The organism is Plantibacter sp. CFBP 13570 (assembly GCF_014841395.1).
GTDB lineage: Bacteria > Actinomycetota > Actinomycetes > Actinomycetales > Microbacteriaceae > Plantibacter > Plantibacter auratus.
Genome location: NZ_JACYTW010000035.1, coordinates 1 through 26010, shown reverse-complemented (window position 1 = coordinate 26010; position 26010 = coordinate 1). Strand labels below are relative to the sequence as shown.

At 64.4% G+C, this 26010-nt stretch carries 23 protein-coding genes; 8 read left to right on the top strand and 15 right to left on the bottom strand.

Annotation, left to right across the window (positions count from 1 at the left end; all coding sequences use genetic code 11):
* Window positions 1-1647 precede the first annotated feature (1647 nt).
* Together IFT89_RS12635 and IFT89_RS12630 are read left to right on the top strand one after the other, a co-directional pair.
* On the top strand, window positions 1648-2673 hold the full coding sequence (locus tag IFT89_RS12635) for a polysaccharide pyruvyl transferase family protein (RefSeq protein WP_202939123.1): 1026 nt from the start codon (window positions 1648-1650) through the stop codon (window positions 2671-2673).
* A 2-nt stretch (window positions 2674-2675) separates the two neighbouring features.
* Complete coding sequence (locus tag IFT89_RS12630; RefSeq protein WP_202939122.1) at window positions 2676-3980, top strand: hypothetical protein; 1305 nt, start codon at window positions 2676-2678, stop codon at window positions 3978-3980.
* Here the strand turns inward: IFT89_RS12630 and IFT89_RS12625 are convergent.
* The 7 genes from IFT89_RS12625 to IFT89_RS12595 form a co-directional block, all read right to left on the bottom strand.
* Window positions 3896-5371, bottom strand: a complete 1476-nt coding sequence (locus IFT89_RS12625) for a lipopolysaccharide biosynthesis protein (protein ID WP_202939121.1) — start codon at window positions 5369-5371, stop codon at window positions 3896-3898. The genes IFT89_RS12630 and IFT89_RS12625 overlap by 85 nt on opposite strands.
* A 426-nt stretch (window positions 5372-5797) precedes the next feature.
* A complete protein-coding gene (locus IFT89_RS12620) occupies window positions 5798-6589 on the bottom strand; it encodes a glycosyltransferase family 4 protein (RefSeq protein ID WP_202939120.1) in 792 nt (263 codons plus the stop codon).
* Between the two features lie 365 nt (window positions 6590-6954).
* The gene (locus IFT89_RS12615) at window positions 6955-7815 is read right to left on the bottom strand and encodes a glycosyltransferase (RefSeq protein ID WP_202939119.1); all 861 of its coding nucleotides are present in this window, start codon (window positions 7813-7815) and stop codon (window positions 6955-6957) included.
* A gap of 73 nt (window positions 7816-7888) precedes the next feature.
* Entirely contained in the window at window positions 7889-9286 is a 1398-nt protein-coding gene (locus tag IFT89_RS12610) for a sugar transferase (protein ID WP_307783501.1), read from the bottom strand.
* A 314-nt stretch (window positions 9287-9600) separates the two neighbouring features.
* Complete coding sequence (locus IFT89_RS12605) at window positions 9601-10608, bottom strand: hypothetical protein (RefSeq protein WP_202939117.1); 1008 nt, start codon at window positions 10606-10608, stop codon at window positions 9601-9603.
* On the bottom strand, window positions 10605-11204 hold the full coding sequence (locus IFT89_RS12600; protein WP_202939116.1) for an arsenate reductase/protein-tyrosine-phosphatase family protein: 600 nt from the start codon (window positions 11202-11204) through the stop codon (window positions 10605-10607). The genes IFT89_RS12605 and IFT89_RS12600 overlap by 4 nt, the downstream gene beginning before the upstream one ends.
* Complete coding sequence (locus IFT89_RS12595; protein WP_202939115.1) at window positions 11201-12583, bottom strand: polysaccharide biosynthesis tyrosine autokinase; 1383 nt, start codon at window positions 12581-12583, stop codon at window positions 11201-11203. Before IFT89_RS12595 ends, IFT89_RS12600 begins: the two co-directional genes overlap by 4 nt.
* Window positions 12584-12734: 151 nt before the next feature.
* Here IFT89_RS12595 and IFT89_RS20795 point away from each other — a divergent pair, with 151 nt between their 5' ends.
* Window positions 12735-13487: a CPBP family intramembrane glutamic endopeptidase gene (locus tag IFT89_RS20795; protein WP_202939114.1), complete on the top strand. Its 753-nt coding sequence runs from the start codon at window positions 12735-12737 to the stop codon at window positions 13485-13487.
* A gap of 32 nt (window positions 13488-13519) precedes the next feature.
* Here the strand turns inward: IFT89_RS20795 and IFT89_RS12585 are convergent, their stop codons facing one another.
* On the bottom strand, window positions 13520-13849 hold the full coding sequence (locus IFT89_RS12585) for a hypothetical protein (RefSeq protein ID WP_202939113.1): 330 nt from the start codon (window positions 13847-13849) through the stop codon (window positions 13520-13522).
* A gap of 141 nt (window positions 13850-13990) precedes the next feature.
* On the opposite strand from IFT89_RS12585, the gene IFT89_RS12580 reads away from it, so the two are divergent.
* A complete protein-coding gene (locus tag IFT89_RS12580) occupies window positions 13991-15409 on the top strand; it encodes a DUF4012 domain-containing protein (RefSeq protein WP_202939112.1) in 1419 nt (472 codons plus the stop codon).
* Between the two features lie 143 nt (window positions 15410-15552).
* Window positions 15553-16098, top strand: a complete 546-nt coding sequence (locus tag IFT89_RS12575; protein WP_202939111.1) for a hypothetical protein — start codon at window positions 15553-15555, stop codon at window positions 16096-16098.
* A gap of 77 nt (window positions 16099-16175) precedes the next feature.
* Here IFT89_RS12575 and IFT89_RS12570 read toward each other — a convergent pair whose 3' ends face one another.
* Entirely contained in the window at window positions 16176-16355 is a 180-nt protein-coding gene (locus IFT89_RS12570) for a hypothetical protein (protein WP_064296076.1), read from the bottom strand.
* A gap of 386 nt (window positions 16356-16741) precedes the next feature.
* Between IFT89_RS12570 and IFT89_RS12565 the strand changes: the two genes are divergently transcribed.
* Complete coding sequence (locus tag IFT89_RS12565; protein ID WP_202939110.1) at window positions 16742-17170, top strand: hypothetical protein; 429 nt, start codon at window positions 16742-16744, stop codon at window positions 17168-17170.
* On the top strand, window positions 17167-18036 hold the full coding sequence (locus tag IFT89_RS12560; RefSeq protein ID WP_202939109.1) for a CPBP family glutamic-type intramembrane protease: 870 nt from the start codon (window positions 17167-17169) through the stop codon (window positions 18034-18036). The genes IFT89_RS12565 and IFT89_RS12560 overlap by 4 nt, the downstream gene beginning before the upstream one ends.
* A 123-nt stretch (window positions 18037-18159) precedes the next feature.
* Here IFT89_RS12560 and IFT89_RS12555 read toward each other — a convergent pair whose 3' ends face one another.
* The 4 genes from IFT89_RS12555 to IFT89_RS12540 form a co-directional block, all read right to left on the bottom strand.
* Window positions 18160-20022, bottom strand: coding sequence for a glycoside hydrolase family 2 protein (locus IFT89_RS12555; protein WP_202939108.1), 1863 nt, complete (start codon window positions 20020-20022; stop codon window positions 18160-18162).
* 141 nt (window positions 20023-20163) lie between these two features.
* Complete coding sequence (locus tag IFT89_RS12550; protein WP_202939107.1) at window positions 20164-21492, bottom strand: ABC transporter substrate-binding protein; 1329 nt, start codon at window positions 21490-21492, stop codon at window positions 20164-20166.
* A 123-nt stretch (window positions 21493-21615) separates the two neighbouring features.
* Window positions 21616-22545 (bottom strand): carbohydrate ABC transporter permease, encoded by a 930-nt coding sequence (locus tag IFT89_RS12545; protein WP_085512504.1) that lies wholly within the window; start codon window positions 22543-22545, stop codon window positions 21616-21618.
* Window positions 22538-23479 carry a carbohydrate ABC transporter permease gene (locus IFT89_RS12540; protein ID WP_085512502.1) on the bottom strand — a complete coding sequence of 314 codons (942 nt, stop codon included), beginning with the start codon at window positions 23477-23479 and terminating at the stop codon, window positions 22538-22540. The genes IFT89_RS12545 and IFT89_RS12540 overlap by 8 nt, the downstream gene beginning before the upstream one ends.
* Window positions 23480-23700: 221 nt before the next feature.
* On the opposite strand from IFT89_RS12540, the gene IFT89_RS12535 reads away from it, so the two are divergent.
* Window positions 23701-24714: a LacI family DNA-binding transcriptional regulator gene (locus IFT89_RS12535; RefSeq protein WP_202939106.1), complete on the top strand. Its 1014-nt coding sequence runs from the start codon at window positions 23701-23703 to the stop codon at window positions 24712-24714.
* Here the strand turns inward: IFT89_RS12535 and IFT89_RS12530 are convergent.
* Entirely contained in the window at window positions 24704-25282 is a 579-nt protein-coding gene (locus tag IFT89_RS12530) for a hypothetical protein (protein ID WP_191941662.1), read from the bottom strand. The two genes, IFT89_RS12535 and IFT89_RS12530, sit on opposite strands and share 11 nt — an antisense overlap.
* On the bottom strand, window positions 25282-26010 hold a 729-nt coding region (locus tag IFT89_RS12525; protein WP_202939105.1), incomplete at its 5' end, for a hypothetical protein. The genes IFT89_RS12525 and IFT89_RS12530, both read right to left, overlap by 1 nt.

Here is a 26010-nt window from a genome sequence, read left to right as displayed (position 1 = left end):
ATGATTGCCGATGCGCCCGGAACGATCTCGACGGAATCGGAATCGGAGTCTGATGATGACGCGAGACGAATTCCGTACATCGCGCCGGCAATCGCCTGAAGCGCGTATGGTGTACTCGCCTGCTGTCGCACTTGCGCTGGAGAGCACTGCCAGGACGCACCACATTGCTCCTCGCACAGTAGCTGGATACTCGCCGAAACGATGTAGATCGCGTCACGCCGTTCACACCACAGTTGGACTGATCCTGTCAGACTTGCGGCGCTTCCACATTTTCGCTCGCCTCGTCGACGAGTTCGAGGCGGCGGACCTAGATCAGGTCCGTTGCAATCGGAGCGACACCACCGGCGCCTAACTTCAGGGATACAGAATTTCCACCGGATTGGGTTCCTGCGCCGGGCGACAACTAGCTAACTTCCCGCCAGACCTGACCCAAACGATATCCGCCGGCCTCGCCCTATTCCGGGTGGCACTCCGAACAGCCAGCCTAGGTGCGTGACGCGGGCGGCGTAAAGCGTCACGAAAGAGACTGGCGCAATGATGATGCTAGCAAGTGCTGGGTAGAAGGACCACACCGGTGAAGTCGGGAGGTTCATTGGCGCGCGCACGAGATTCAGACCGATCACGAGCAAGGGTTGCAGGAGAAATACAGGCAATGTGTGTCGACGAGGAAACCAATGGGATGCGCGAACCTCCTCGCGCCGACGAGTTTGGCTAAAGTGACCCCTGCTGCGACCGCGGAAATACTGGCGGGCACAAAAACACCGGGACGATCTTCTCCTAAAAGGAGCATTCGTGAGATCGAGGCGAGGTAAATCAACAAGCATACAGCAGCGTTGTCCCAACTTGTGCGCTTCGCGAACAATAAGACTACCTGTGGGTAGTGTGCTCCGGCCAGATAGAAAGAACTTCTGGTCATCGACTCCGTAGCCAGGTCCAGTTCCAGCATGCGAGACACGATGCTCAATACTAGGACGGACGCGAGGACCAATGTCCGAGGACGCGGAGTAGCACTTTCGCCATAACGAAAAAGAGCACTAACGCGAAGAGGTACCAAATAGTCGGATCGGGCCACATTAGTTGAGAAAATCCATCGCTGAAGCTGGCCATGCGACGCGGCTGGTCTCCCAGGGGTATCATGACGAAGAACATTCTGAAGATCAGTAGCCAGATAGCATAGGGATAGTAGCGTCCGACAATCTGCGATCTCAGAGTGTACGCCACGGCCGTAATATTGCACGAGCCGTCAGAACGCCAGAAATGGCAAAATCGCGGCATTCGCGCCGACGCAGTGCCCCGAATGACGACATCCCAGATGGAGACCGCGGGGTCATCCACCACGGTAACGAAGTTCTAGATGTGCATATGTAACAGGACTGCTAACAAAATGGAGATTCCGCGGGCAACGTCGGGCCATCTCTCTCGGCGGCCTGGGGGAGGCGAAGGAATGACCGTTCCGGACTGAAGCATAGCGAGATGCGAGATCGAGAGAGGATGCGAGCCGCGGCCTCCTAGAACCAGTCGAACGCTTGTGAACCAAGGCCGCGTCTGACCCGCTCGACTGCAGCGCAGCGTACAGTTCGCCACTTTCGCGATAGTCTCCTCCTGGAGACGTCGCATCACACACTGTACGTCTGGACTGGGGACTCGATGTTGCAGCTTGCGGGCGGTTGGGGTTACAACAACCTCGGCGACGAGGCGATCTTGGCTGGTTACTTGGAAGAGCTTGCGGCGCGGCGCGTCGATCGGGTGCTGAGTGTTGATCCTGCTCGCACGCGATCGGCTCAAGTCGATTCGGGCATCGACTACGTGTCGGAGCGACGGACCGAGTCGCGGGCTCGAACTGCTGACCTGACCGTGCTCGCCGGCGGCGGCTTTCTCAACGGAAACTGGCGACGTGAGATTGGTGGCAAACTTCGACGCCTCATCGCTGCTCGAGGCAATGCGCCTTTGGTAGTTCATGGAGTAGAGGTACGCCGCTTGGCAGGCGGGCGATACAGCGAGCTGGCAAAACGGCTGCTGCGCGATGCGATCGTTGCCGTCCGCGATGACAAGTCGGCCACTGAGCTGGAGAGATTGGGCCTGCCTAGGCCCGATGTTCAGCCAGACGGCATCTCGTTTCTCTATCCACGCCTCGCGAAATACCGAACTGAGCTACCTGAATTGAGAGGGAAAGTTCTTCTCAATCTTCTGGACATCAATAGTCGAAACGATGCTCACGAGGCCGAGGTTGATATATCTAGATGGGCAGATTTCTGCCGCGAATTGATAGAACATCTCGACGGCAGAGCAGTGGGTCTCGTGATCGGCGGAGGAGACTATCGTTTCATGAAAACGCTACCGCCTATGGAGCTTGTGACACCCCATTCAGTCGGAGATCTGGTGTCAACGATCGGATCCGCTGACGCCATACTTAGCGTGCGCATGCATCCCGCTTTGTTAGGCACAGCCTTGGGTATACCAACGGTTAGTGTTCCCTACTGCGGAAAGGTGCGACCTTCGCTGGAGCAAATCGGCGTAAGTGATGTCCTAATGGAAGATGCGGATACGGAGGACGTCCTGCGACGTCTATCGAAGCCAACGGACTTCTCGAATGCGTGGCAGGCGGCGTACGAGTCGAATTCTTTATGGATGGATCGTTCAATGAACAATGCCGTGCGAGTGAAAACGATCTAGCCGTGGACTCCGTCGTCCTCGCCACCGCAGCGTTCCTCGGGATATGTTTCGTACTGGCCGCGATTTCAATCTTTCGCCATCGTTCCCAGGCCGCGCTCACCTTCTGGCTCGCCGTGGCTTGCTTCGTTCCCTACTGGCTTTCTGCGCCTACCACTCCATTTGTACCACTCCTCGTCATCGTGACAGGTGTCGTCGCATTGTCAACACTACGCAGACGTCATGTTCGGTTTCGACCTTCAGACTGGTGCCTGATTGGGTTGGGGGTTGTCGCGGGAGTAGCAGCGGCGACCGGTGCTGCGGACCTCAACGACGCGCTGGTATTGCTTGGACAGTGGGTTGTTCCCTATTTTGTAGGGCGTGCTCTCTTCTTGGATCTCGGCATGGCGCAGATCGCAAGAATGGTTGCTATCGCGGTCGGGCTAGTGGCGGCGTGCGCCGTGGTGGAGCTTGCCTTGGATTGGCACCCATTCACCGCTCTTACATTCGCGGACTCATTCACATTCAGAACTTGGGCGTGGATCCAATACAGAGGGGGAACTCCGCGTAGCGAGTGGGTGTTCGGGCATTCGATTGCTCTTGGGAACATATTGGCTATGGGAATACCATTCGCCATTTTCGCGGGATTCCGCACTCCGGCCACGGCTGCACTCGTGGGCCTCATGTTAATCGGGACCGGCGCCACGCTGTCCCGTAACGCGCTTCTCGCGGCTGTGCTTTCCCTAGGTCTGTCTATTCTCATTCTCCGAGCTCACACAATACGCACCGGGTTGCGAATCCTGGTCGTTTCCGTGATGGTACTAGCGTCTATTCTGGTGTTGCCGATGATAGCAGAGTCCTTTTCCGCGGCCGGAGACGAAGTATCTGATAGTAGCAACTACAGGTTGCTTATGTTGTCACTCTTGCCGACGATCAGGATATTCGGCTCTTCAGGAACATATGTCCAATTGTACGATGGACAAATGGGGTATCTATCAAGTGCGTACGCAGGTGGAGCGGCTCGGTCTGTCGATAACAGTTTTGTTCTCTTGGGACTTAACATGGGATGGTTGGCGGTTGGCCTAGCTGTCATGGCCATTCTGTTCATCGCTATCGGGGTGTTCAGGGGTTCTCGCAACCCCGCCCTTATTGCCCTCGTTGGTCAGGTACCTACAATCATGACGGTCGCGATGATTACGCAGTACAGTTCGTTCTTCTGGCTTGTCGTAGGTATCGCGTCCGCGGCTCAGGGTGTCTTTAGCACCCAAGCCTTGGCTCTCCGACGAAGCAGTAGCGCGAGGGCGCAAATAATGATGCCGGTCAATCCGTAGGAAGCTGCAACGGAGACCGTTGGAGCTCGATCGAGCGGCGTGAACGAGAGAACCCAGCCCGGCACCAGGCTGATCGCGGTGAGGGGCGCCAAAAGAAGGTAGACGCGTGTCATCTTCAGACCAGTGACCCGGGTGGTACGGACCTGGCTGAATGGGAAGACTAACGCTGTCCCGAGAAGCAATCCAGCAGCACCCCCGGTCACGCCAGCCAATGTTGCTCCCAACCAGGACAGAGCGACGGTGAGCACGAGCACGATGACGTTGTTGCCGGCGACAATCCCAGGACGTCCGGCTCCTGTCGCAACGACTACCCCAGGTGCGTAAACAGAATTGATCAGAATGGTGAGTCCCACCAGCATTAGAGCCATACTCTGGTCCGAGAAGCCTTCACCTAACCATAGAGTTAGCACTTTCTGAGCTACGAATGGCAATGGAGCCGCGATTACGAGCGCGAAGAGGTATGAGGTAGACAGGCTGTCCCAATGAAGACTCCTCAAGGCCTCGCGGTCGGAGCGCGCGGATGCTTTAGAAGCCGCAGGTAGGGAGGGCCCAGTAATCCACCCAGTCATAGTTCGAGCGCTCTGGTATAGTCGCATGATTGCGGAGAAGCCAGCAGCTTGGCTAAATCCGAGAATGGCGCCAACGATATACAAAGGTGCTTGGATCGCACCAAGAGTGCTGAAGCTCGAAATGAATGTCGGAATGCTAAATCTAACCAGAGATCTACCTGAATCACCGAGCGCCCGATCCGCAATTCGCGGTCGAGATAGATACCGCCGGATATACAGGATGGGCGCAAGCACCAGCGGTAACAGTGTGAGCCCGATCAAGTCCGCGATGAGCACCACGAAAATATTTCCCGAAGCTGCGACAGCGACTAGTAATATGGCGAGTCGTGCTATCTGACCGATAACCGCCGCAAGCCGCTCCGTTCCGAACTGCCCGTAGCTCTGGGCTATCGCGATGTAGTAGCGTCCTGCAAGCCCGACTACGACTGAAGCTGCGGCAGTGAGAGTCATCTGCTGGGCCAACTCGTGTGGTATTGGATCCACCGCCATCGAGTAATAGATGGGCAGAACAAAAAGGGATAGCAGACCAAGGGTGACGGCAAGTGCGATAAAGAGAAGCAGGCCCGCGGTCGCTAATCTGCCTTCCTCTTCCGCGCCGTCCTTGTGTCGGGCGTGCGCCAATTGCCTGACTAGACCGGAGGCCAGTCCGAGGTCCGTCTGAACAAGCAATGTAATAAGGCCATACGAGACGGCCCAAGCCCCGTAGTCACTCGCTCCCGCGATCAGAATCGAAACCGGAATCGCTGCGAGGTTGACCCCGATCAGTACCGATCCGGCCGAAAGGTTCGAGATTATGCCGCGATTGACGGAAGCTTCTCTCAACTTTCGGGCCCAAGAGATACGGATAGCTGCGGCCAGGATGCATAGCGTGGACCGATCGTCGAACCTGGAGGAATCGTGCCGCTAATTCTAAGAGGTGCTGACCAAACGCTGTTCTCACCGAGGTGGCGATCCGTGTCAATAGTGACATAATCGCTGATCGAGGCGTTGTCAGAGATTTCTATTCGCCCCGCTCCAAGGATTCGCACTCCGTGCCCGATTTTGACATTGTCGCCGACTTCGAGGTTAAAGTTTTCGATGTAGACGCGATGTTGGATGAGTGATTGTCCCAACGGCACGCCGAGGAGGCGCAGTCCCTGGGCGCGAACCCGGCGCGGTACAATTCTGGGCGATAGCACCAAGTTCGTAGTTGAACGCCTCAGCCACTGAGACAACGAATCACGGTCTAGGGTGGATAGCATCTTTTTCCTATGGTTGATTTCGGTCGACGATCCGCGAGATAGAGGAAAGGATCGCGTCGTCAGAGTAGTTCTCCTTAACCCAATGAGCCGCGGCCATTCTCAGTTGATCAGTTTTCCGATGGTCGCGGAGCAAAGAGAAAACGGCGGTGGCCCATGCGGCTGGATCTCGCTCTATGACCAAGGCGTGTGTGCCATTGAGAAGGCCCATGCCTGTTGCGACCCGCGGAGTGATAATACTTGCCGCTCCGAGCTGCATTGACTCGATTAGTTTCATCTGGGCCCCTGTGGCGTACTCGACTGGAACTACCGAAACTAGTGCGCTTTGATAGTACGGAGCGACCCGCTCAACTCTCCCTGTCACTACTATCGATTCGTCCGCCAGCCTTTTGAGGCTCTCCGGCGGATCCTCGCCGACGATCGTGAGGATTGCCTCAGGTTCGCGAGCTCGGACAAGCGGCCAAACTCTGAGTGCAAACCACTCAATCGCCTCGATATTAGCGTAGTAGCTGAGTCGACCGACAAAGACGACCCCGTGTCGATAGCCTTTTCTCGCAACTAGGCTCGACTGGCTGGAGATCGCTTGCAGAGTAGGGCTGCGCACCAGGGTGGTGTCCGGAAGTTTTACTCGATCGTCTGGCGATGAGACGATCACTGTCTCATAACGGTCCATTGCCTGAACCTCCGCACGGCGCATCCGCGGTTTCTCTATGCGGGAGATTAGGCGCCAGAGTCGGCTCTTGGATTCCGCGGCAAGTAGGCCGTAGTAGTCGCTCCTCCGCTCGTCAATGTCGAGAATCATCCGTGGCTCGTCGCGACGACGTGCCGGGACTAGGTGCGCAGATCGAATCACGTTGAAATAGCAGATATCCGGGCGGTAACGTTGAATCTCTTCAGAAACAATCCGACGAATGCGAGTGGGAACGTATCCTTGTTGAAGGGATCTCCCAGTAGCCAATGCGAGAGCAACCCCGAGCAGGCCTTCAGCTTTAGACACTCTGATGACCCGGATATCTATGCCATCGAGAGACACCGCTTCAGCGGCTTCGGCAGTTGTCCACGCTACGCATAGCAGCCGGACCTCATGGTTCTTGGCGAGTAGCCTCAGGAGCCCTCTGGATCGAGGCCGACGTTCCGTTGGTACCCATGGTGCTACCGCTAGTATCCTCAACGCGCCGCTTTCTTCAGAATGTTGGCAACTGCCCTATCGGCTCGGTTTCCGTGAATCGTCATGTATGTCGCAAGTCCGTCGTAGTAGTGACGGTTCTTGCCCGAACTGGTCATACTGGTACTTTCAAAATGGAGCGCCGAGGTGCGTCTATCGAGGACGCATCTCCATGCCTGGTCTGCAAGTCGCCGACAGATATCCACATCCTCGAAGTACATAAAGAAGGCTTCATTGAAAAGATTCCCCTCCGCCACTGCCTCGCGGCGAAGTAGCATGCAGAACCCGGAAACCCATTCAACGTCCACAGGCTCTCCAAAGGAGAGACTAGACGACATACCTGCTCCCGGCCTCCGTCTCAGTCGCTCGAACGCGCGCATGGCTCTAGGTCGAAGGCGCGTTGGGATCAGAGCGTCCACGTTGATGAAGGCGAGCAGCTCCTTTGCGCTCGATGGCCTCTGTCCGCCCGAGATACCAAGTTCGCCGCTAGGGTATCGCATGAGGGGTGCTACAACGCCGATATTCGAGTCGCTCGACAGCGTCTGTCTTAGTGAAAGGAGTGTATCGGTATCAATGATGCAGTCGGGATTAATGAGCAGAAGGTCTGCTTCAGGGTTGGCCAATAAAGATGCACGGTTGATGCCACCCCCGAAGCCATGATTCTGGCCATCGGTTTCGATCCTCACTGAGGCGTTTACTGAGTCGGTTTCAATTGCTTTTCGGGTAGCTGGGTTAGTGGAGTTGTCCCATACAATGACCTCGTCGATGTCGGCTGTGGCTAATGCCCTAAGGGTTGGAAGGATACTTTCACCATGGTCGTATGCGACCACGATCGCCGAACACGGCACGGATTTGTCAGTCATGGTTGCTGCACTCTCATGAGGTTTCACTTGGGCGACGCTGGTGACCTAGTCGGCAGCAGCTGGTGATGAGCGGTCAATGCGCCTCGTTTCCGGGTGCGACTACTGCTCGAATCGTCCTCGAAAGAATGACGACGTCACCCATGAGCGACCAGTTCTCGACGTAGTACAGGTCCAGACGGATCGCGTCCTCCCAGCTGAGGGCCGAGCGACCGCTCACCTGCCACAACCCGGTCATACCGGGCTGCACGATGAGGCGACGCTTCGCTGCAGAGTCGTAGAGCGCAACCTCTTCCTCACGCTGCGGGCGTGGGCCGACGAGGCTCATGTCGCCGCGAAAGACATTGAACAATTGCGGAAACTCATCGAGCGAGAACTTTCGCAGAGTGGCGCCGACGCGCGTCAGGCGCGGATCGTTCTGCACCTTGAACAACGGCCGGTCGCTGGTGCCCTGCGCTGCGAGCAGCGTGGCGAGCTCAGCGTCGGCGTTGACCCGCATGGAGCGGAACTTCAGCATGTTGAACGGCTCGCCGTTGAGCCCGACCCGCTCCTGGCGGTACAGCACCGGTCCGGGGCTGGTGAGCTTCACGAGGAGTGCGACCACGAGGAGGATCGGCGACGCGACGAGCAAGATCGCGCCGGAACCGAGGATGTCGAAGAACCGCTTCGAGAACCGCTTCCGGCCCTCGTAACGCGGGGTCTCCACATGGATCAGCGGCAGGCCGGCCACCGGCCGCGTGTGGATGCGCGGTCCACCGATGTCGGTGAGGCTCGGCGCGACGATGAGGTGCTGGCGACCGGGCTCGAGGCTCCAGCTGAGCTGCCTGACCCGTACCGGCGTGAGCTCGTCGGAACTCGTGATGATCACCGTGTCCGCACCTGTCGCTTCGAGCGCCTGCAGCACGGTGTCGACGGTGCCGGACACCGGGATCGTCGTCGACCCGAGCGTGCCGCCGACCTTGCCGGTCGGAACGCAGGCACCGACGACGCGGTAGCCGGCATCCGTCGATCGACCCAGCTCGGCCGCGATGTGCTCGGCTGAGTCCACGGACCCGACGAGTAGGACGAGCGAGGAGTACTTTCCGCGAGCGCGCTGCACCGACAACCACTGCCGCCACATCCAGCGCGATAGCAGGAGCACAAGGATACCGACGGGAAATGCGATCAGAATGTATCCGCGGGCGATATCTATCTTCACGAGAAATGCCACGATGGCGACGAGCCCGAACAATCGAATGCTGGCGTCCGCTATGAGCTTGTACTCCGCGTTCCCGCTACCGACTAGGCGCGCCTCCCTGGTTCCGAAGACCCGCAGGACGATCATCCACGCGCCGATCAATGCCACTGAGATGACGGTGTAACTCACCGCTACGCGAGCTGCATCGAAGTCGACAGAAGTTGTTGCTTGTTCGAAGTCGAACCACACCATCTGCGTACCAAAGACGACCCAGATGAGCACTAACGCATCCGTCAAGGCGAGACGGTTCGCATACACCCGGCGCCAATCGCGCACGGCGACAGGAGCTGGGGCGGGGGCAGTGCTCGCAGCCGTAGTTGGCAGCGGCACGGAAGGCTGCGACAGCATGCGGTCTCCGTGGTGGAACACGTAGTTAGTACTGATGACGATGGGCGGAATCGCTGTTTCGATACGCGGCTGTATCGGTGTTGTTGAGACTAGCGGTCAAGATACGCAACATCTGTCCCCTTTTTGGTGGATGTCACCCATTTGGGCCACGAGAGCGACAAATGTAGGGAAAACCCTACGGCGACTGGCTTCTGAAGAGTGGGTCAGGGCGCGAGCGCTGTCCAGGTGACCCCGCCGTCGCTCGTGGTGAACAGCGCGTCGCCTACCCAGAGCCAGCTCGCGCCGTCGCTGGAGGCGAGTGCCGCCGGTGCCGCGAGGTCGGCGTCGGAAACGCAGCCGATGCTCTCAGTTGAGGATGCCGAGGTGAGCGTGGCGCCCGACACGCGAAGCACGCCAAGTCCTACGCACCCCGGAACGCCTCGGGCGGCGAACACGATCTGCTCGGCCTGGACATCGAGGGCGTGGATACCGGCGAACGGGATCGCCGACCATGATCCGGTCGTCGCGTCCCACTCTGCGAGCACAGCTGAACAGGCGGCTACGGTGCGCTCGGACCCCGTCGCCATGGCCTCGACCCCTGGACACGGTGCGGCGACTGGTTGACCAGCCAGCACAACAGCGCTCGAGCCATCGGCTGCAGCCGGTGTCTGGTACGCGACGGTCGAGAGCAACTCGGGCGAGGAGTCCCAGGTGTCGCCGGCGTCGGTCGACGAGAATCCGCCGACCGCGCACTCCGCGCCGGCTGATCCGACGAGCTGCACCTCGTCCTCGCTCGTCGCCGTGAGGGCGTAGACGACGCGGAGGTCGAACGCCTGGGCGGTCGGGATCGCCGCCCAGGTGACCCCCGCGTCCTCGCTGCGCTCGACGACGGCGGGCGCTTCGCAGGTGCCCTGCGTCGCACGCCACAGGACCGAGGCGTTCCCAGCAGCCATGAACCGCTCGGTCGACTGAGCGGCAACGGGCTCCTCGGTGACCTCCGGCGAGGCAGTGTCCGACGGCGTCCCGCCGAACGTCGGAATCGGGCGCTGCGTGGGCTCATCAGTGCTGCGGCCGTTGGCCGTGAGGGCGAGCCCCACGAGGACGACGTCGGCGATGAGGAACAGCAGCAGCCCGATGATCGCCAGCGTCCGACGTTTGGAGCCGAGCCGATCCCAGAAGGTCTCCTTGCGATCGCCCGCGCGATAGGTCGACCTGCTCTGCTTGGGCGTCACGCTCGGTCGCCTGCCTGAGCGAGTCGCTCCGCGATGACGGACACGTGGTCGTGGATCTGGTCGCCGACCCGCGCGTAGGTGGACGCGCTCCGGCGGTAGGGGTCTTCGATGTCGTCGTCCTCCGGGTCCTCGGGCGGCGGGACGGAGCCGCGCTGCGCGGCGACCTCGTCGACGAGTGTCCAGGGGTCGGAGACGACGTGGGTCTCTGCGACGAGCCTCGCGAACTGCGGCACGGTGAACGTGACGCGGGAGGCGCGGGGGAGGAGCCGTGCCACGACGCTGCGGTGCTCGCGGGTCGCCGTCAGGATCAGGTCGGCTTCGGCCACGAGGTCGCGGTCGAGCGGCGTGGGGATGTGGCCCTCGGGTGAGCCACCGAAGCGGCGCGACTGTTCGACGACCTCATGAGGCATCTCGAGGCCCTGGCCGACGCCCGTCCCAGCGCTCGACACGGCGATCGGCCGCCCACCCGCGGTGACGCCGGCGGCCGCGAGCCTCGCGGTGAGGATCTGCGCACCGAGTGCCGAGCGGCAGATGTTCCCCGTGCAGACGAAGAGGACCGAGAACGGTCGATCGTGGGTTCCGGAGGAACCGGTCACTTCTTCACGTCCTCGGCGTAGCCGTAGCCGGCGCCGTAGCCATACCGGGCATACCCGTAGGCGTCAGGGCCCTTGGTGGGCACCATCGTCATCACGAGGCCGGCGATGGAGGCGTTCACATGGGCGAGCGACTCGATGGCGCCCTTCAACTGGTTCTTGTGGGTGCGACCCGCTGCGACGACGACCAGGGCGCCGCCGGTGTGACGTGCAAGGAGCGCGCCGTCGGTGACCGGCAGGAGCGGCGGTGCGTCGATGAGGACGTAGTCGAACTGCTGCTCCAGCCCACGGATCAGCTTCTGCATCACGACGGAACCGAGCAGCTCGCTCGGGTTCGGCGGGATGGCGCCTGCCGGCAGGATCTGCAGCAACCCACGACCCCATGGCTGCATCGTGTCGTCGAGGGTGGCGCGCCGGATGAGGACGTCGCTCAGGCCGACGGCGCCCTCGATGTCGAAGTAGTTCGCGAGCTTGGGGCGGCGGAGGTCCGCGTCGATCAGTACAACCTTGTGGCCGGCATCGGCGAGGGCGATCGCCAGGTTCGCTGCGGTCGTACTCTTGCCCTCGCTCTGAATGGAGGACGTGATGACGTAGCTGCGTGGCTGGTCGGTCACGTCGAGGAACTGCAGGTTCGTGCGGAGGCTGCGGAACGACTCGGCGCGCGGGCTCTTCGGGTCGGCCTGCACGATGAGCGGACGCTGCTTCGCTTTCGGGTCCCAGGCGATGCCGCCCATGAGCGGGATGTCCGTAACGCCCTCGACGTCGCGCTCGTTGCGGATGCGCGTGTCGAGCGTCTCCTTCAACACCGCGAAACCGACACCGAGCGCGAGACCGACGAGCAGGCCGAGCGCGATGTTGAGCGGAACGTTCGGGCTCATTGGAACGTTCGGAACGTCGGCTTCCTGCACGCGGGTGAGTTTGACCGGACTGGACGCGCCGTCCTCCGGGGTCTCGATCTTGGACACCACGTTCGTGAGGCTCTCGGCGGTGGTGTTCGCGATCTCGGCCGCAAGCACCGGGTCCGGGCTCAACACGGTGATCTCGATCAAGGTGGTGTCGAGCGGCGCTGAGGCCGTCACCTGTTCGGCGAGTTGGGCCGAGGTGATGTTGAGCTGCAGGCTGCCGATGACCGGGAGGAGCACGATCGGCGTGGTGACGAGGTCCGCATAGGTCTTCACGCGCTGCTGCGTGAAGGTGTTGCCCTGAGCCAGTTCCTGCACGTTTTCGCTGGACTGCGTCGAGACGAACACCTTGGCCGATGAGCTGTACTCGGGCGTCTTGATGAGCGAGTAGGTCGCCGCGATCGCGACCCCGAGGAGCGAGAGCGCGACGATCAGCACCCAGTACTTGCGAAGGACACGGAGATAGTCACGAAGCTCCACGCGGTGGCATCCGATCAGTCAGAGGGGAGAGCATGGCACCTCGGTTGGAGGCGGCCCCGAAGAGGGGGTTGTGAGCCATGGTGCCACAAACCGTCAGCTGTTCCCGAGCGTCGTGATCGAGCGGGTCGACGCGTGGCGTAGCTTTGCGACCGTGACGGACGACCCAGGAACCCCTTCGAGCACGGACACGCGACGCGCCAGGACGAGGGTGACCATCGCGCTCATCGGGCTCGCGGTCGCAGCGCTCCTGGCCGCGACCATCCGTGCCGGGGTGCAGATCCCGCAGCCGTTCGACGCCCTCGGTGGCTACGTACTCGTGTGGGTCCCGCTTCTCGGTGCGGTGCTCCTCGCCCGGTTCGCCGTCTCGTCCCCTCGTGGAAGTGCGCCCGTGCTCGGCCTCTCCTTCCGACCGATCGACCTCCTCTGGGGGCTGGCCGCGGGGCTCCTCCTCCGCATCCTCGTCAGTGTCCTCGAGGTGGTCGTCTACGGCTCACTGCCGTCGACGGCCGGTGGCGGAGTGCCGGCCGGGAGTGCGCTCATCGTGGCCTCGTTCATCGTCGCGGTGCTCGCGGCGACGGTGATCGCCCCCGTCGTCGAGGAGCTGTTCTTCCGGGGGCTCGTGCTGCGATCGGTGCGCGGAAGTCTGCCCGGCCGGGCCGCTTGGATCGCCGTCGTGATCTCCGCAGCGCTGTTCGCGTCGCTCCACCTGGTGGTCGCCAGCGGGCCGTCGGAAGCACTCGTCACCGGTGTCGGGACGTTCCTCGTCGGCCTCGGAACCGGCACAGCCGCAGTGCTCACCGGGCGACTCGGTCCGGCCATCGTGACGCACATCGTCTTCAACGCCTCGGTCCTCGTGCTCGGTGTGACCGCAGTGACCGGTGGAACAGGCGTCGTGATTGAATAGCGCCCATGCCGTCCCCATCCGACGACCGTCGTTCATCTTCCGGCGATCGCCCCGCCGCCCGACGGTCCGAGGGATCGAGCCGCATTGACGGCTCCCGCCGGAGGTCGAGCGCCAGTTCGCGGGCCCGTCGTCGGGAGGGCGCGCGTGACGAACGCCTGAAGGTGCGCCGTCGCAGGACGCTGCTCATCGTTGGTGGTCTCGTCCTCGTCCTCGTCGCCGCCGTGGCTTGGATCGGCGTGCGCGCCTTCCTCGCCAAGGGCGAGCTCGAGGCGGCGGTCCCGTTGGCGCAGACGGTTCGCGAGCAGGTCGTCGCCGATGATCCCGGCGCGGCCGGCAAGACCGCACGCGAGCTGGCTGCGCATGCTCGATCGGCCGCCGGCCTGACGAGTGATCCGATATGGCGAGCCGCCGAGGTCGTCCCATGGGTCGGGCCGAACCTCACCGCCGTCCGTGAGCTGGCCGGGGCGACCGAAGACGTCGCCGTCGGCGCCATCACGCCGCTCGTGAACCTCGCCGGGTCTCTTCGCCCGGAACTTTTCAAGCCGGTCGACGGCGCGGTGCCATTGCAACCGATCGTTGATGCACAGGAGGACGTGCGCAAGGCAGACGACGCGCTGGAAGGTGCCGCCGAACGCGTGCGGACGATCGATCAAGGCCCACTCATCAGCCAGGTCCGCGGAGCCGTCGATCAGCTCCGCCCCGTCCTCACCGAGACCGCCGACACGGTCGACGCCGCGAGGCGCGCGATCGACCTGATGCCCGCGATGCTCGGCGCCGAAGGACCCCGTACCTACCTCGTGATGTTCCAGAACCCTGCCGAGCCGCGGGCGAGCGGCGGGAACCCCGGCGCGCTCGCGCTCATCGGGACCGATAGCGGACGCATCTCGTTGTTGCAGCAGGCGTCGACCGCGGACTTCCCGCGGTTCCCCGAGCCCGTGCTCCCGCTGCCGGTGGAGACGGCAGGCATCTACGGCAACATCACCGGACGATTCATGCAGGACGTCACGTTGACGCCTCGGTTCCAGCAGACGGCGCAACTCGCTTCGGAGATGTGGCTCCAACGCTTCGGGACGCGCGTGGACGGTGTGCTCAGCATCGATCCCATCGCTCTCGGATACCTGCTCGACGCCACCGGGCCGATCGACCTTCCGACCGGTGACCAACTGACCGGCAAGAACGCCAGCGCGCTGCTGCTGAGCGAGGTCTACAACCGCTATCCGAGCCCGGTCGACCAGGACGCGTTCTTCGCGGCGGCATCCGGGGCGGTGTTCGACCGGGTGGCATCCGGAAGCTTCGATCCGGCCAAGCTCATCGGTGCACTGGCGAAGGCCGGCACTGAGCGGCGTGTGCTGATTTGGAATGCGGCCGAGGCGGAGCAGGCGGTGCTCGAGGGAACCACGCTGACCGATCTGCTCCCGACGGCTGAGCAGGCGCATGATGCATTCGGCGTGTACGTCAACGACGCCACCGGCAGCAAGATGGGCTACTACCTCGACTTGCAGGCGGCGACTGGTGTCGCCACGTGTGGTGCAAGTGGGCGGTTGCTCGGGTTGCAGCTCACGCTGACAAACACGGCACCCTTGGATGCGGCCTCGACACTGAGCGACTATGTCACCGGACGCGGAGATCATGGCGTTACGCCAGGCAACTTCCGCTTCAACATTGCCGTGTACGCCCCACCTGGTTCCATGCCCGGCGGGGTCCAGAGGGACGGTGTCGACCTTCCGTCGCAGTTGGCCACCGACGGCGAGTTTCCGGTAACGCAGTTCAAGATCGAGCTGGCTCCGGGGGAGAGCACGACCGTCGACCTCGGCGTGACGGCATATGACGCATCGGGAGCCCCGGAAGTCGTGGCCACGCCGAAAGTTCATCTCTCTGAAACACAACAGGCGTCCATTAACTGTGAATTTGCTCTACAGTAAGGACTGTTGTCGCTCTTGACCCGTTTTCGGGGGGTGTCGGGGAGGCACGCTCTACTTCCGCCGCTCGACGACATCGTCAAGGCGGTCGGTTACAGCACTGTCATTGCACGAGCACACCTGCAGAGCCTTCAAGGGGACATCACATGATCAAGAAAATCACCGCGGTCTTCGCGCTGGCCCTCGCAGGCCTGTTCGTCGCACCTGTTGCCGCCAACGCTTCCTACGTTCCGAACAGCTCAACCTCCGTCAGTGGCAGTGTTACGCCCGGCGGGACGAGCACTGTCGCCTTCGGTGACGGGGCCTTCCAGCCTGGAGAGACCGTCTCCTTCACGCTGACTGGCGAGAATGCCTCCGGCGCCACGCTCGCCGCCGTTGACTCGAAGTCACTTGAGAAGGCGGCGTCCGCCGCTGGCGCCGTCAACCTCAACGTGACGCTTCCGAGCAACGCCACCGGTACCTACACCGTCACAGCAGTCGGCCTGACCTCCGGCACGCCCGGCACCGCAACCCTTACCGTCACCGCTGCTGGCGCGGGCGGTTCGGGCGACAACGACAACGACCTCGCTGACACCGGCTTCGGCGCTCCGGCGTTCGTCGTCTGGGGTGCAGCCGGCGCAGTCGCCCTCGGCGCAGCGCTCATCGCAGTCCTCGTCATGGTTCGCCGCCAGCGCGCTTCGCTCGCGGCCTAGTCACATAGCGGCTCACGCCGCACACGAAACGGCGGCCGGTGCTTCTGCACCGGCCGCCGTTTCGTCGTTCCCGAACCCTACGCGTCGTCGCTCGGGTGGTCGGGGTCCTCCTCCTGGTTGAAGTTCGAGGCGTCGGGGTCGTGACCGACGGCGAGGCCGTCCTCGCTGTTGGGGATGGTCTGGTTCTCGCCCAGGCCGCCCGGCTTCGGCGTTCCCTCGCTGCTGTTCTGGTCGGTGTCGTTCGTGTCGTTCGTCATGGGGAACAGGTTAAGAGGTACGGGATCGCGGGTGAGCGGGCTTGACAGGGTGCCTGGGCGGCGGTTTCGGGCCCTTCGACAAGCTCAGGGACCGGGAGGAGTGCTCAGGGAGCGGGGCCTTCGACAGGCTCAGGGGCCGGTGGGTTGGCTCTGGGACCGGGCCCTTCGACAGGCTCAGGGACCGGTGGGGCGGCTCAGGGACCGGGAGGAGTGCCCGGGGAGCGGGGCCCTTCGACAGGCTCAGGGACCGGTGGCGCGGCGGTTCTTGCGGAAAACGGATAGGCCGGGACATACCTCCCTTCCGGGGGACAGGGGTGCGGCAATACCCTTCGAGCAACCAGGGTCCGGTCGTCGGATCCTCCACGACCGAAACGAGCATCATGGCCATGACCGCTGGTACCAAGACCGCCCCCACGCCGATCGTCATCTCCTTCTGGCTGTGGGTCGTCTCCGCCGTCCTCTCCGTCATCTCCGGCGTCACCGCCGCGATGTCGGCCGGAACCGTCGCCGAGGCCGCAGCCGAACAGTCGGCCTCGGGAGGCGTGCTCTCCTCGAGCGTGCTCCTGATCTCGACCGCCGTCGGCGCGTTCATCGTCGGCGCACTCCACGTGCTGTTCGCCTTCTTCATGCTCCGGGGTCGCAACTGGGCTCGGATCGTCCTCACCGTGGTCGGCATCCTCTCCGTCCTCGGCTCGATCACCGGGCTGATCGCCCTCAACCCGCTCTCCTTCATCTTCGTCATCGTGACCATCGTCGCGATCGTCCAGATGTACGTGCCGGCAGCACGCGAGTACTTCGCCGCGAACAAGCGATGAGCGACCACTCCGCTGCACCGGCGGAGACCGCCCTGCGCCCGGGCTCGCGCCAGGAACGTGCCGAAGCCCGCCGCGCCGAGGCGCGCCTGCCCTACGCCCCCTCGCCTGACACCCGGTGGGGTACCCCGACCGCGCTGGTGACCTTCGTCGCGATCATCGCGCTCCTCGTCGTCGTCGAACTCGCGCGGACCTTCGGCGTCCTGTCCGGCGAGGTCGGCACGATGATCATGTGGATCATCTTCGACGGCGGCATCCTCGTCGCCCTCGCGATCGTCTGCCGCACCTGGGGAAGCGGGTCTTGGGCGAAGGACTTCGGACTCCGCTTCCGCTGGTTCGACGTGTTCATCGGGCTCGGTTCAGCCGTCGGCATCCAGCTGATCGGTGGCATGATCGGCCAGTTCGTCATCGCCCTCACCGGCGAGACGCCGAAGTCGAACATCGCCCCGCCGTCGCCAGAGCTCGTCTGGGTGCTGGTCAACACCGTGTTCGCCACGGCGATCGTCGCGCCGTTCTGTGAAGAACTCCTCTTCCGCGGGCTCCTGCTGCGCGGATTCCGGAACTCGATCCTCCGCGGGCGGACGACGAACGGCGTGCGTCGAGGTGCGGCGACGCCCACGACCGCCCGGCGCCGCACGGCGGCCATCGTCTCGGTGGGAGCGAGCGCGCTGATCTTCGCGATCGTCCACCTCTATGAGGGCTGGGGCAGCCCGGTCACCATGGTCACGCTCGGGCTCACCATCCTCGTGCTCGGCACGGTGAACGGTGTCTACGCCGCGACGACCCGTCGCCTCGGACCGGGCATCTGGACGCACGTGTGGTTCAACACCTTCACGGTCCTGCTGACGCTGGCACGCAGCGGGAGCTGACCCGGGCACCGGTCCCTGGGCGAAGCGGGGAGCCCGTGGGCCCTTCGACAGGCTCAGGGACCGGCGGGGGTCGGCTGGTTGGGGATATGGGCCCTTCGACAGGTTCTGGGACCGGACGATCGGTCAGGAGGCGGAGGGTCGGACTCGGCGCTCGTAGGCGGCGTCGGCCGCGAGCACCGCACGCACGCGGGCGAGGTCGAACTTCGGCCTGCGATCGAAGTCGTAGATGCCGTTCTGCTCCTGGAACGTGTCGGTGAGCTGCGTGTAGCAGTAGCCGAACATGTTCTCGTCGTCGGTCAGTACCCGGACGAGCCCTGCGAAGCGCTCGTGGAACTCCTCGACCGACGCCACCCGCGCGCCATAGCCCCAGGAGTCACCGCCGGTGTCCGCCGCCGCGAGCTTCGCGTTCCACCAGATGCCGCCGAACTCCGACACGAAGAACGGCTGCCCCTCGTACGGCAGGGAGATGGTGCGTCCATCCTCGAGGTTCGTGAACGGCTCACCGTCCGCGATCCCGCCCTGCTCGACGGCGAACGCCGCCGGGTCCTGCTCGTAGGAGTGCGCGTCCCACACGTCCGTCTCCCGCACCCGGTGCGCGTAGCCCGAGGCGTCGATCACCGGTCGACTCGGGTCGATGAGCTTCGTCGCGAGGAACATGCCCCGCGTGACGTCGTCGAGGACGGTCACCCGGTCGTGCAGCGTCTGGTGCGTCTCATTCAGCGGGCACCAGCCGATGATCGACGGATGGTTGACGTCGCGCTCCAACGCTTCGACCCACTGCGTGATGAACGACGCCGTCGGGCCCTGGTTGTGACCGACCGTGCCCGCGCCGGACACCCCCCAATCGCCGAACTCGCCCCACACCAGGTACCCGAGCCGGTCCGCGTGATAGAGGTACCGCTCCTCGAACACCTTCTGGTGGAGCCGCGCACCGTTGAACCCGGCGTCCATCCCGAGCGTGATGTCGGCCACGAGCGCGTCGTCGTCCGGCGCGGTCATGAGCGAGGACGGCCAGTACCCCTGGTCGAGCACGAGCCGCTGGAAGACGTGCTCGCCGTTGATCAGCACCGCGGTGCCGTCGATCGCGACACTGCGCAGCCCCGCGTAGCTCGAGACGCGGTCGGTGACATCGCCTGCACCATCGCGGATCTCGATGTCGAGGGTATAGAGGAACGGGTCGGCAGGGCTCCAGAGCCGCTGCTGGTCCGCCGGGACCTCGAGCCGCACCGACGGCGACATCGTCGACCCGAGCTGCGCCGTCTCGCTCCCGACGACGACGCCGTCTGCGGACAGGGTCACCGTCGCAATCGCCCCCGCGGCATTCCGACTGGGGATGAGCGTGCAGTCGAAGCGCGCGGCGTCCGCATCGGGGACCACGGTGAACCGACGGAGGTGCAGCTCGTCGACGGCCTCCACCCAGACCGTCTGCCAGATCCCCGTTGTGCGGGTGTAGTAGCAGTCGGTGTTGCCGTACCAGGTCGCCTGCTTCCCACCGGCTTTCGGCTCGTGGCGGGTGTCGCGGGCGCGCACCACGATCTCCAGTTCCTGCCCCGGCTCGACCGCGCCGAGCGGCACCCGGATCGGCGTGAAGCCGCCGCGATGCCGCATCGCCTCGACCCCGTCCACCCACACGGTCGTGTCGTGGTCGACGGCGCCGAAGTGCAGCACGCCGTGCTTCCCCTGCCAGCCGGCCGGCACGGTGAAACGCGTGCGGTACCAGACGGCCTCCATGAAGTCCGTGTGCTCGACGCCCGACGCAGCCGACTCCGGCGCGAACGGGACGAGGATGCGGTCGGTCAGTTCGCGGCCGAGGAGCCCGCGCTCGAGCCCGCTGTCGCCGGCGTCGATCTCGAACTCCCACAGGCCGTTGAGATTGACCCAGCCGTCACGGACGAGCTGTGGCCGCGGGTACTCCGGGCGTGGCTGCGGCGTGGAGTCGGCGCGGCCGCTCGGCAACGGGGTGGGGAAGAGGAGAGGGTGCGTCATGGGTGTCGTTCCGATGCGTCGTGATGGGTGGAGGTGTCGTCGGGGCCCTTCGACAGGCTCAGGGACCGGGGGTGGGGCTCAGGGACCGGGGGTGAGCTCAGGGACCGAGGGGGCTGAGCCTGTCGAAGGGCGGGGGAGTTACTACCGGGCGTCGTCGACCGCCTTCGTCAGCTCGGCGACGAAGGCCTCGGCGGCCTCCTTGGGGGTGGTCTTGCCGAACTGGACGTCCTGGTTGTAGCGGCCGAGGATCTTCTCGCTGTCGCCACCACCGACGGGCGTGATCGCCGGCGGGGTGCCCGACTCCTCGCGCGCGGCGTCGACGACGCCCGCCACGATGCGGTCCGTCGGCGTCAGGTCGGGGTCGATCGCCTGCTGGAAGTCCGGGTTCGCGGGCATGCCGCGCTCGGTGCCGAACAGCTTCGCGACCTCGGTGTCCGTCGTGAGGAAGTCCACCAGCAACGCCGCCTCAGCGGGGTGCTCGGACTTCGACGAGACCGACCAGTACATCGACGGCTTCAGGTACTGGAACCCTTCGGACGAATCCTCGCTCGCCGGGAACGGCAGCAGGTCGAGCTGGTGGTCGGGTGCAGCGGCCTGGAAGGCGGTGAGCACGGAGGACGGCTGGAAGGTCATCGCGACCTTGCCCGTACTCATGTCCATGAGGTCGATCGCCACACCGTTGCCCTCGGCCAGCTGCGAAGCGCTCGGGGCCGCGCCGCTCTCGATCTGGTCGAGCGCGTACTGCCAGTAGCTCTCCACGACCTCGGGCTTCAGGATGACCTTGCCGTCCTTGTCGTAGATGTCGTTGCCGTGCTGACGCGCCCAGAGCGTGAGGGTCGGCATGTCGCCGCCGAAGGGGGACATCCCGTGGACGGCGCCGCCCGAGGCCTCGGTCACCTGCAGGGCGACCTCGTTGAGGTCGTCCCACGTCCAGGTCGTCGCGTCGGGCAGCTGGATCCCGTACTGCTCGAAGATGGACCGGTTGACCATGAGGCCGACGGTGCCGACGCCGATCGGCACGCCGTACAGCTCGTCCTTGACCTTGCCCTGGTCGAGCACCTCGGCGCTGAGGTCGGAGGTGTCGAGGAACTCGTCGAGTGCACCGAGGTCGGCGAGGGCGCCGCGCTGGGCGTAGGAGGCGAGGTAGAGCTGGTCGAACTGCATGACATCGGGGGCGTCTCCGCCGGCGACCGTCGTGGCGAGCTTGTCCCAGTAGCCGCCCCACTCGGTGGACTGGCCCTTCACGGTGATGTTGGGGTACTTCTTCTCGAAGAGGTCGATGGCCGCGCGGGTGCGCTCGTCGCGGGCCGTGGCGCCCCACCAGTTGAAGGTGATGGTGACGTCCTCGTCGCTCAGCGCGGCATCGCCGTTCCCACCGCCGACGGCGCAGCCGCTGAGGGCGAGCGCCGAGATGGCGGTTGCGGCTGCGAAGCCGAGGAGGCGGGACCGGGATCGTGGTTGGCGTTGCATGATGCTCCTTTGCATGGGGTGGATCGGTTGGCCCTTCGACAAGCTCAGGGACCGGTTGGGGACTCGGGGACCGGGTTGGGGACTTAGGGACCGGGGGAACGGGTTGTGGCTCAGGCCCCGGGGCTACTTGCCTCCGGTGGTCGCGATGCCTCGGAGGAGGAAGCGCTGACCGAACAGGAAGGCGAGGAACACCGGCAACAGGGTGACGACGCTCATGGCGAAGAGGGCGCCGTAGTCCGATTGCGACTGGGTGTCGACGAACGAGCGGAGGGCGACCGACGAGGTGTACTTGTCGGGGTCGGTCACGAAGATCAGCTGGCCGAAGAAGTCGTTCCACGTCCAGATGAACGTGAAGATCGCCGTCGTCGCAAGGGCCGGGGTCATGAGCGGGAGCATGATCTGCACGAAGATCCGCAGGTGTCCGGCGCCGTCGATGCGCGCCGCCTCGTCGAGCTCGCGGGGGATGCCGCGGATGAACTGCACCATGAGGAAGATGAAGAACGCGTCCGTCGCGAGGAACTTCGGCACGATGAGCGGCAGGTAGGTGTTGATCCAGTCGAGCTGGGCGAAGATGACGTACTGCGGGATGATCAGCACGTGGATCGGCAGCATCATCGTGAGCAGCATGGCCGCGAAGGCGAAGCGCTTGAACCGGAACCGCAGCCGGGCGAAGCCGTACGCGGCGAGTGAGCAGGTGAGCAGGTTGCCGATGATCGACCCGACGACCACGATCGCCGAGTTCGCCAGGTAGCTGCCGAACGGCTGCGCCAGAGCGTTCCAGCCGTTCGTGTAGTTCGACGCCTCGAAGGTGTCGAGCACGAGGCCCGGGTTGTCGAAGATGTACCCGTTCGGACGGAGTGAGGACACCACCATCCACAGCACGGGGTAGAGCATCAGCAGCCCGAGCAGGATCAGCAGCGCGTGCTTGCCGATGCTCGAGATCCGCTGTCGGCGCAGGAGCTTGGCGCGTTGTGCGTCGCCCCGCTCGCGACGGGCGGCCGCATCGGGCGAGAGGCCGTCCTCGGACGAGGGGCGGGTCTTGAGATCAGTCATCGTAGAACACCCAATACTTCGAGGCCCAGAAGTTGATGGCCGTGGCGGCGGCGATGATGATGAGCAGGAGCCACGCGATCGCCGACGCGTACCCCATCTGGAAGCTGCCGAAGCCCTTCTGGTACAGGTACAGCGTGATGAACAGCGTCGAGTCGGACGGCCCGCCCGATCCGTTCGACACCACGTAGGCCTGCGTGAACGACTGGAACGCGCCGATGATGCCGAGCACGAGGTTGAAGAAGATGATCGGGCTGAGCAGCGGGAGGGTGATCGACCGGAACTGGGTCCACCGGCCGGCACCGTCCGTCGACGCCGCCTCGTAGTACTGCCGCGGGATCTGCCGGAGGCCCGCGAGGAAGATCACCATCGGCGCGCCGAACGTCCATACGTGCAGGATGATCAGCGTCGACAGCGCGGTGTCGGGTTCCGAGATCCAACCGGGCCCCTGAATGCCGAAGACGGCGAGCAGCGCGTTGACGAGGCCGCTCGAACCGAAGACGAGGCGCCACAGGACGGCGATCGCGACGCTGCCGCCGAGGAGCGACGGTAGGTACAGCACCGACCGGTAGAACGAGAGCCCGCGCAGGCCGCGATCCAGGAGGACCGCGATCGCGAGGGCGACCATGAGCTGCAATGGCACCGAGACCAGGACGTAGGTGATGGTCACCCCGAGGGACTGGTGCAGGCGGGGGTCCTCCACCATCCGCTGCGCGTTCTCCAGCCCGGTGAAGTTCGGGTTCTGGAGGAGGTTGTAGTCGGTGAACGACAGGTAGAGCGAGACGAGCACGGGCCCGAGCGTGATGACGAGGAAACCGATGATCCAGGGGCCGAGGAAGAGGAGTGCCGCGCGGTTGTCGCGGAACTCGGAGGCGTCGCGATGCTTCACCGCCCCCTTCGGCGTCCGCAGCGCTCGCAGCTCGTTGAGCGCGCTCATGTGGCGGCTCGGATGATGGGTGGTGGGCTCTCGAACATGCTGCGCATCTCCTTCGACTCGCTGCGACCGTGCTGACAGGGAGACACGCTAACCGCTTGTGCTACGTAGCACAAGACGGACTTGGAAATCGGTTGCCGCCGGTGTCCGACGGGCGTGGAGTCGGTACGCTTGCGTCAGGACCGACGCACGGTGGAGCGCGCGCGACCGACGGGGAGGCACGGATGGCAGTGACCGCACGGGATGTCGCGCAGGCGGCCGGCGTCTCCCAGCGCACGGTGTCGGACGTCGTGAACCTGCCGGGACGGGTCGGTGCCGAGACCCGCAAACGCGTGCAGGCGGTCATCGACGAACTCGGCTATCGGCCCAATCCGCACGCGAGAGGACTCCGCAACAACCGCAGTGGACTCATCGCGCTCGTCGTCCCCGAGCTCGACGTTCCGTACTTCTCCGACCTCGCCCGCTGCCTCATCCCTGAACTCACGAAGCGCTCGCTCACCCTCGTCGTCGATCAGACGAACGGCGACCCGGAACGCGAGCGTGCCGTGCTCACCGGGGGAGCGGTGTCCTCGACCTTCGACGGCGTGCTGCTCAACGCGCTCAACCTCACGGCCGCCGACGTCGAGGCAGCCGCCGCGACCCAGCCCATCGTCCTGCTCGGCGAGCGCGACTACGGCGCGAGCGCGGACCACGTCGCCATCGACGGTACCGAGGCGGCCTACGTGGCGACCAGGCACCTGATCGAACAGGGATGCACGCGCATCGGCGCCATCGGTCGGCAGGCCCATTCCACGGGCACCGCGAAGCAGCGCGTGGACGGGTTTACTCGCGCGATGCAGGAGGCCGGACTCGACCCGAACCGGTATATGGCCGAAGGGGAATACGATCGCGCGAGCGGGGCGGCCGTCATGGGCGGGATGCTCGACGCCGGCGATCCTCCCGACGGCGTGTTCTGCTTCAACGACCTCATGGCGCTGGGCGCGATGCGCGCCGCGTGGGATCGCGGCGTCGACATCCCGCGCGACCTGGCGGTGGTGGGCTTCGACGACATCGAGGACGGCCGGTACGCGATGCGGTCACTGACGACGGTCGCGCCCGACAAGGAGGCCATCGCCCGCGAGGCCGTCGCGATGCTGGTCGAACGCGTGGCCGGGCACATCGGTCCGGGGCGGCGGGTGCGCGCCGGGTTCGAGCTGATCGTCAGAGAATCGTCCGGTCCGGCGCGACTCACCCGATGACGGCGCACGTCGGGTTCGTGCCGAGGAGGCCCGTCCCCACCTGCACGACGGCCCACGGCGACGTCCAGATCGTGTCTCGGGCGAGCGGCGGAACGATCAGGCTCGATGGAGCTACGCGGACGCCGAGATAGCCGGTTCCGCCGAGTAGCCCGGTGAGCAGTCCGTCGAGGAGACCGCGGTTGAACGTGACGGAGTACTGCCTCGTCGGGTTCGGCGTCGGCGAGGTCGCGGCCGGTGTGACCGCCGCCGAGGCGAGGGCGATCGTGGTCGACGTGTTCCCGCCGCCGACTTGGATGTCCGCCGCGCCATACCCCTCCGGCATGGTGAACGTCAGGGTGTAGGAGTTGATGACCAGTCCAACGCCGAGCACCGACGTCGTCGAGATGGAGCACCCGTTTGCTCCGGCGAGGTAGGCGGGCTTGGGGATGCTCAGTGCGGCGAACGTCGCGGCACCCGACTCGGCGTCCTGCCATGCGGCCTCCACCGGTTGCGGAGCAGGAGCCGCGACGAGCGCGACAGCGGTCGCGAGGACGACCGCCGCGACGTGTCTCGACCGACCTGGTTTCATCAAGCGCCCCTCGCCGAGCGGGAGTGCTGACGCAGCGCGCCGAACCACGCGCCGACGAGGCCGATGAGGATCGCGCCGGCAGCGGTCCACACGGCGAACTCGATGCTCGCACCGGTCCGGGGGAGCGTGGTGATCGGCCCGGGCGAGACCGAGACGTCGTCACCGATGCCCTCGGCCGTGACCGTGAGGGCGACCGAGGCGTTCGCAACTGCTGCGCCGGACGGCATCCGCACGTCGAACTTCAGCCACCACGCCTCCGAGCTGCGCATCGAGAGGACCGCGCGCTCGACGCCGTCGACGGGCACCGCCATCTCGTCGAACAGGTGGGCGACGGTGCCGACGCATCCGGCCGCTGTCCACCGGACGGAACAGGCGTCGACCACCATGACGAGCCCGAGCTCGGGAGAGCCGGAGCCGACCATGGTCACGTCGATGGACCCCGGTGTGGCTTCCGGCTTGGTCCTGATGCCGACCTCCCACGGCGTCGATCGACCAGGGGTGAGGGACCGCATGGCCGACGGGTCGCCGATCGAGGTGAGGACGACCGCCTCACCGGCGATGACGTCTACCGTCGGTTCGGCCTGCGCGGGAACCGCTCCACCGATCGCGAGGCCGGCCCCAAGGACGATGGCGACTGGCGCGTAGCGGAGCGCGGCGTGGCGGGCCGGTCGCGGACCGGTTCCGTCGGCGCCCGCCGTCGAGGAGCGGCGTCGGGAAGCCGCGCGGCC

Coding starts and splice junctions, on each gene's coding strand:
- IFT89_RS12635 (WP_202939123.1), top strand. CDS start 1,648: ATGTTGCAGCTTGCGGGCGGTTGGGGTTACAACAACCTCGGCGACGAG.
- IFT89_RS12620 (WP_202939120.1), bottom strand. CDS start 6,589: ATGATTCTCGACATTGACGAGCGGAGGAGCGACTACTACGGCCTACTT.
- IFT89_RS12615 (WP_202939119.1), bottom strand. CDS start 7,815: ATGACTGACAAATCCGTGCCGTGTTCGGCGATCGTGGTCGCATACGAC.
- IFT89_RS12585 (WP_202939113.1), bottom strand. CDS start 13,849: ATGCGCAGCCAGCTCGCGTGCGGTCTTGCCGGCCGCGCCGGGATCATC.
- IFT89_RS12575 (WP_202939111.1), top strand. CDS start 15,553: ATGATCAAGAAAATCACCGCGGTCTTCGCGCTGGCCCTCGCAGGCCTG.
- IFT89_RS12570 (WP_064296076.1), bottom strand. CDS start 16,355: ATGACGAACGACACGAACGACACCGACCAGAACAGCAGCGAGGGAACG.
- IFT89_RS12565 (WP_202939110.1), top strand. CDS start 16,742: ATGACCGCTGGTACCAAGACCGCCCCCACGCCGATCGTCATCTCCTTC.
- IFT89_RS12560 (WP_202939109.1), top strand. CDS start 17,167: ATGAGCGACCACTCCGCTGCACCGGCGGAGACCGCCCTGCGCCCGGGC.
- IFT89_RS12555 (WP_202939108.1), bottom strand. CDS start 20,022: ATGACGCACCCTCTCCTCTTCCCCACCCCGTTGCCGAGCGGCCGCGCC.
- IFT89_RS12550 (WP_202939107.1), bottom strand. CDS start 21,492: ATGCAACGCCAACCACGATCCCGGTCCCGCCTCCTCGGCTTCGCAGCC.
- IFT89_RS12545 (WP_085512504.1), bottom strand. CDS start 22,545: ATGACTGATCTCAAGACCCGCCCCTCGTCCGAGGACGGCCTCTCGCCC.
- IFT89_RS12540 (WP_085512502.1), bottom strand. CDS start 23,479: ATGAGCGCGCTCAACGAGCTGCGAGCGCTGCGGACGCCGAAGGGGGCG.
- IFT89_RS12535 (WP_202939106.1), top strand. CDS start 23,701: ATGGCAGTGACCGCACGGGATGTCGCGCAGGCGGCCGGCGTCTCCCAG.
- IFT89_RS12530 (WP_191941662.1), bottom strand. CDS start 25,282: ATGAAACCAGGTCGGTCGAGACACGTCGCGGCGGTCGTCCTCGCGACC.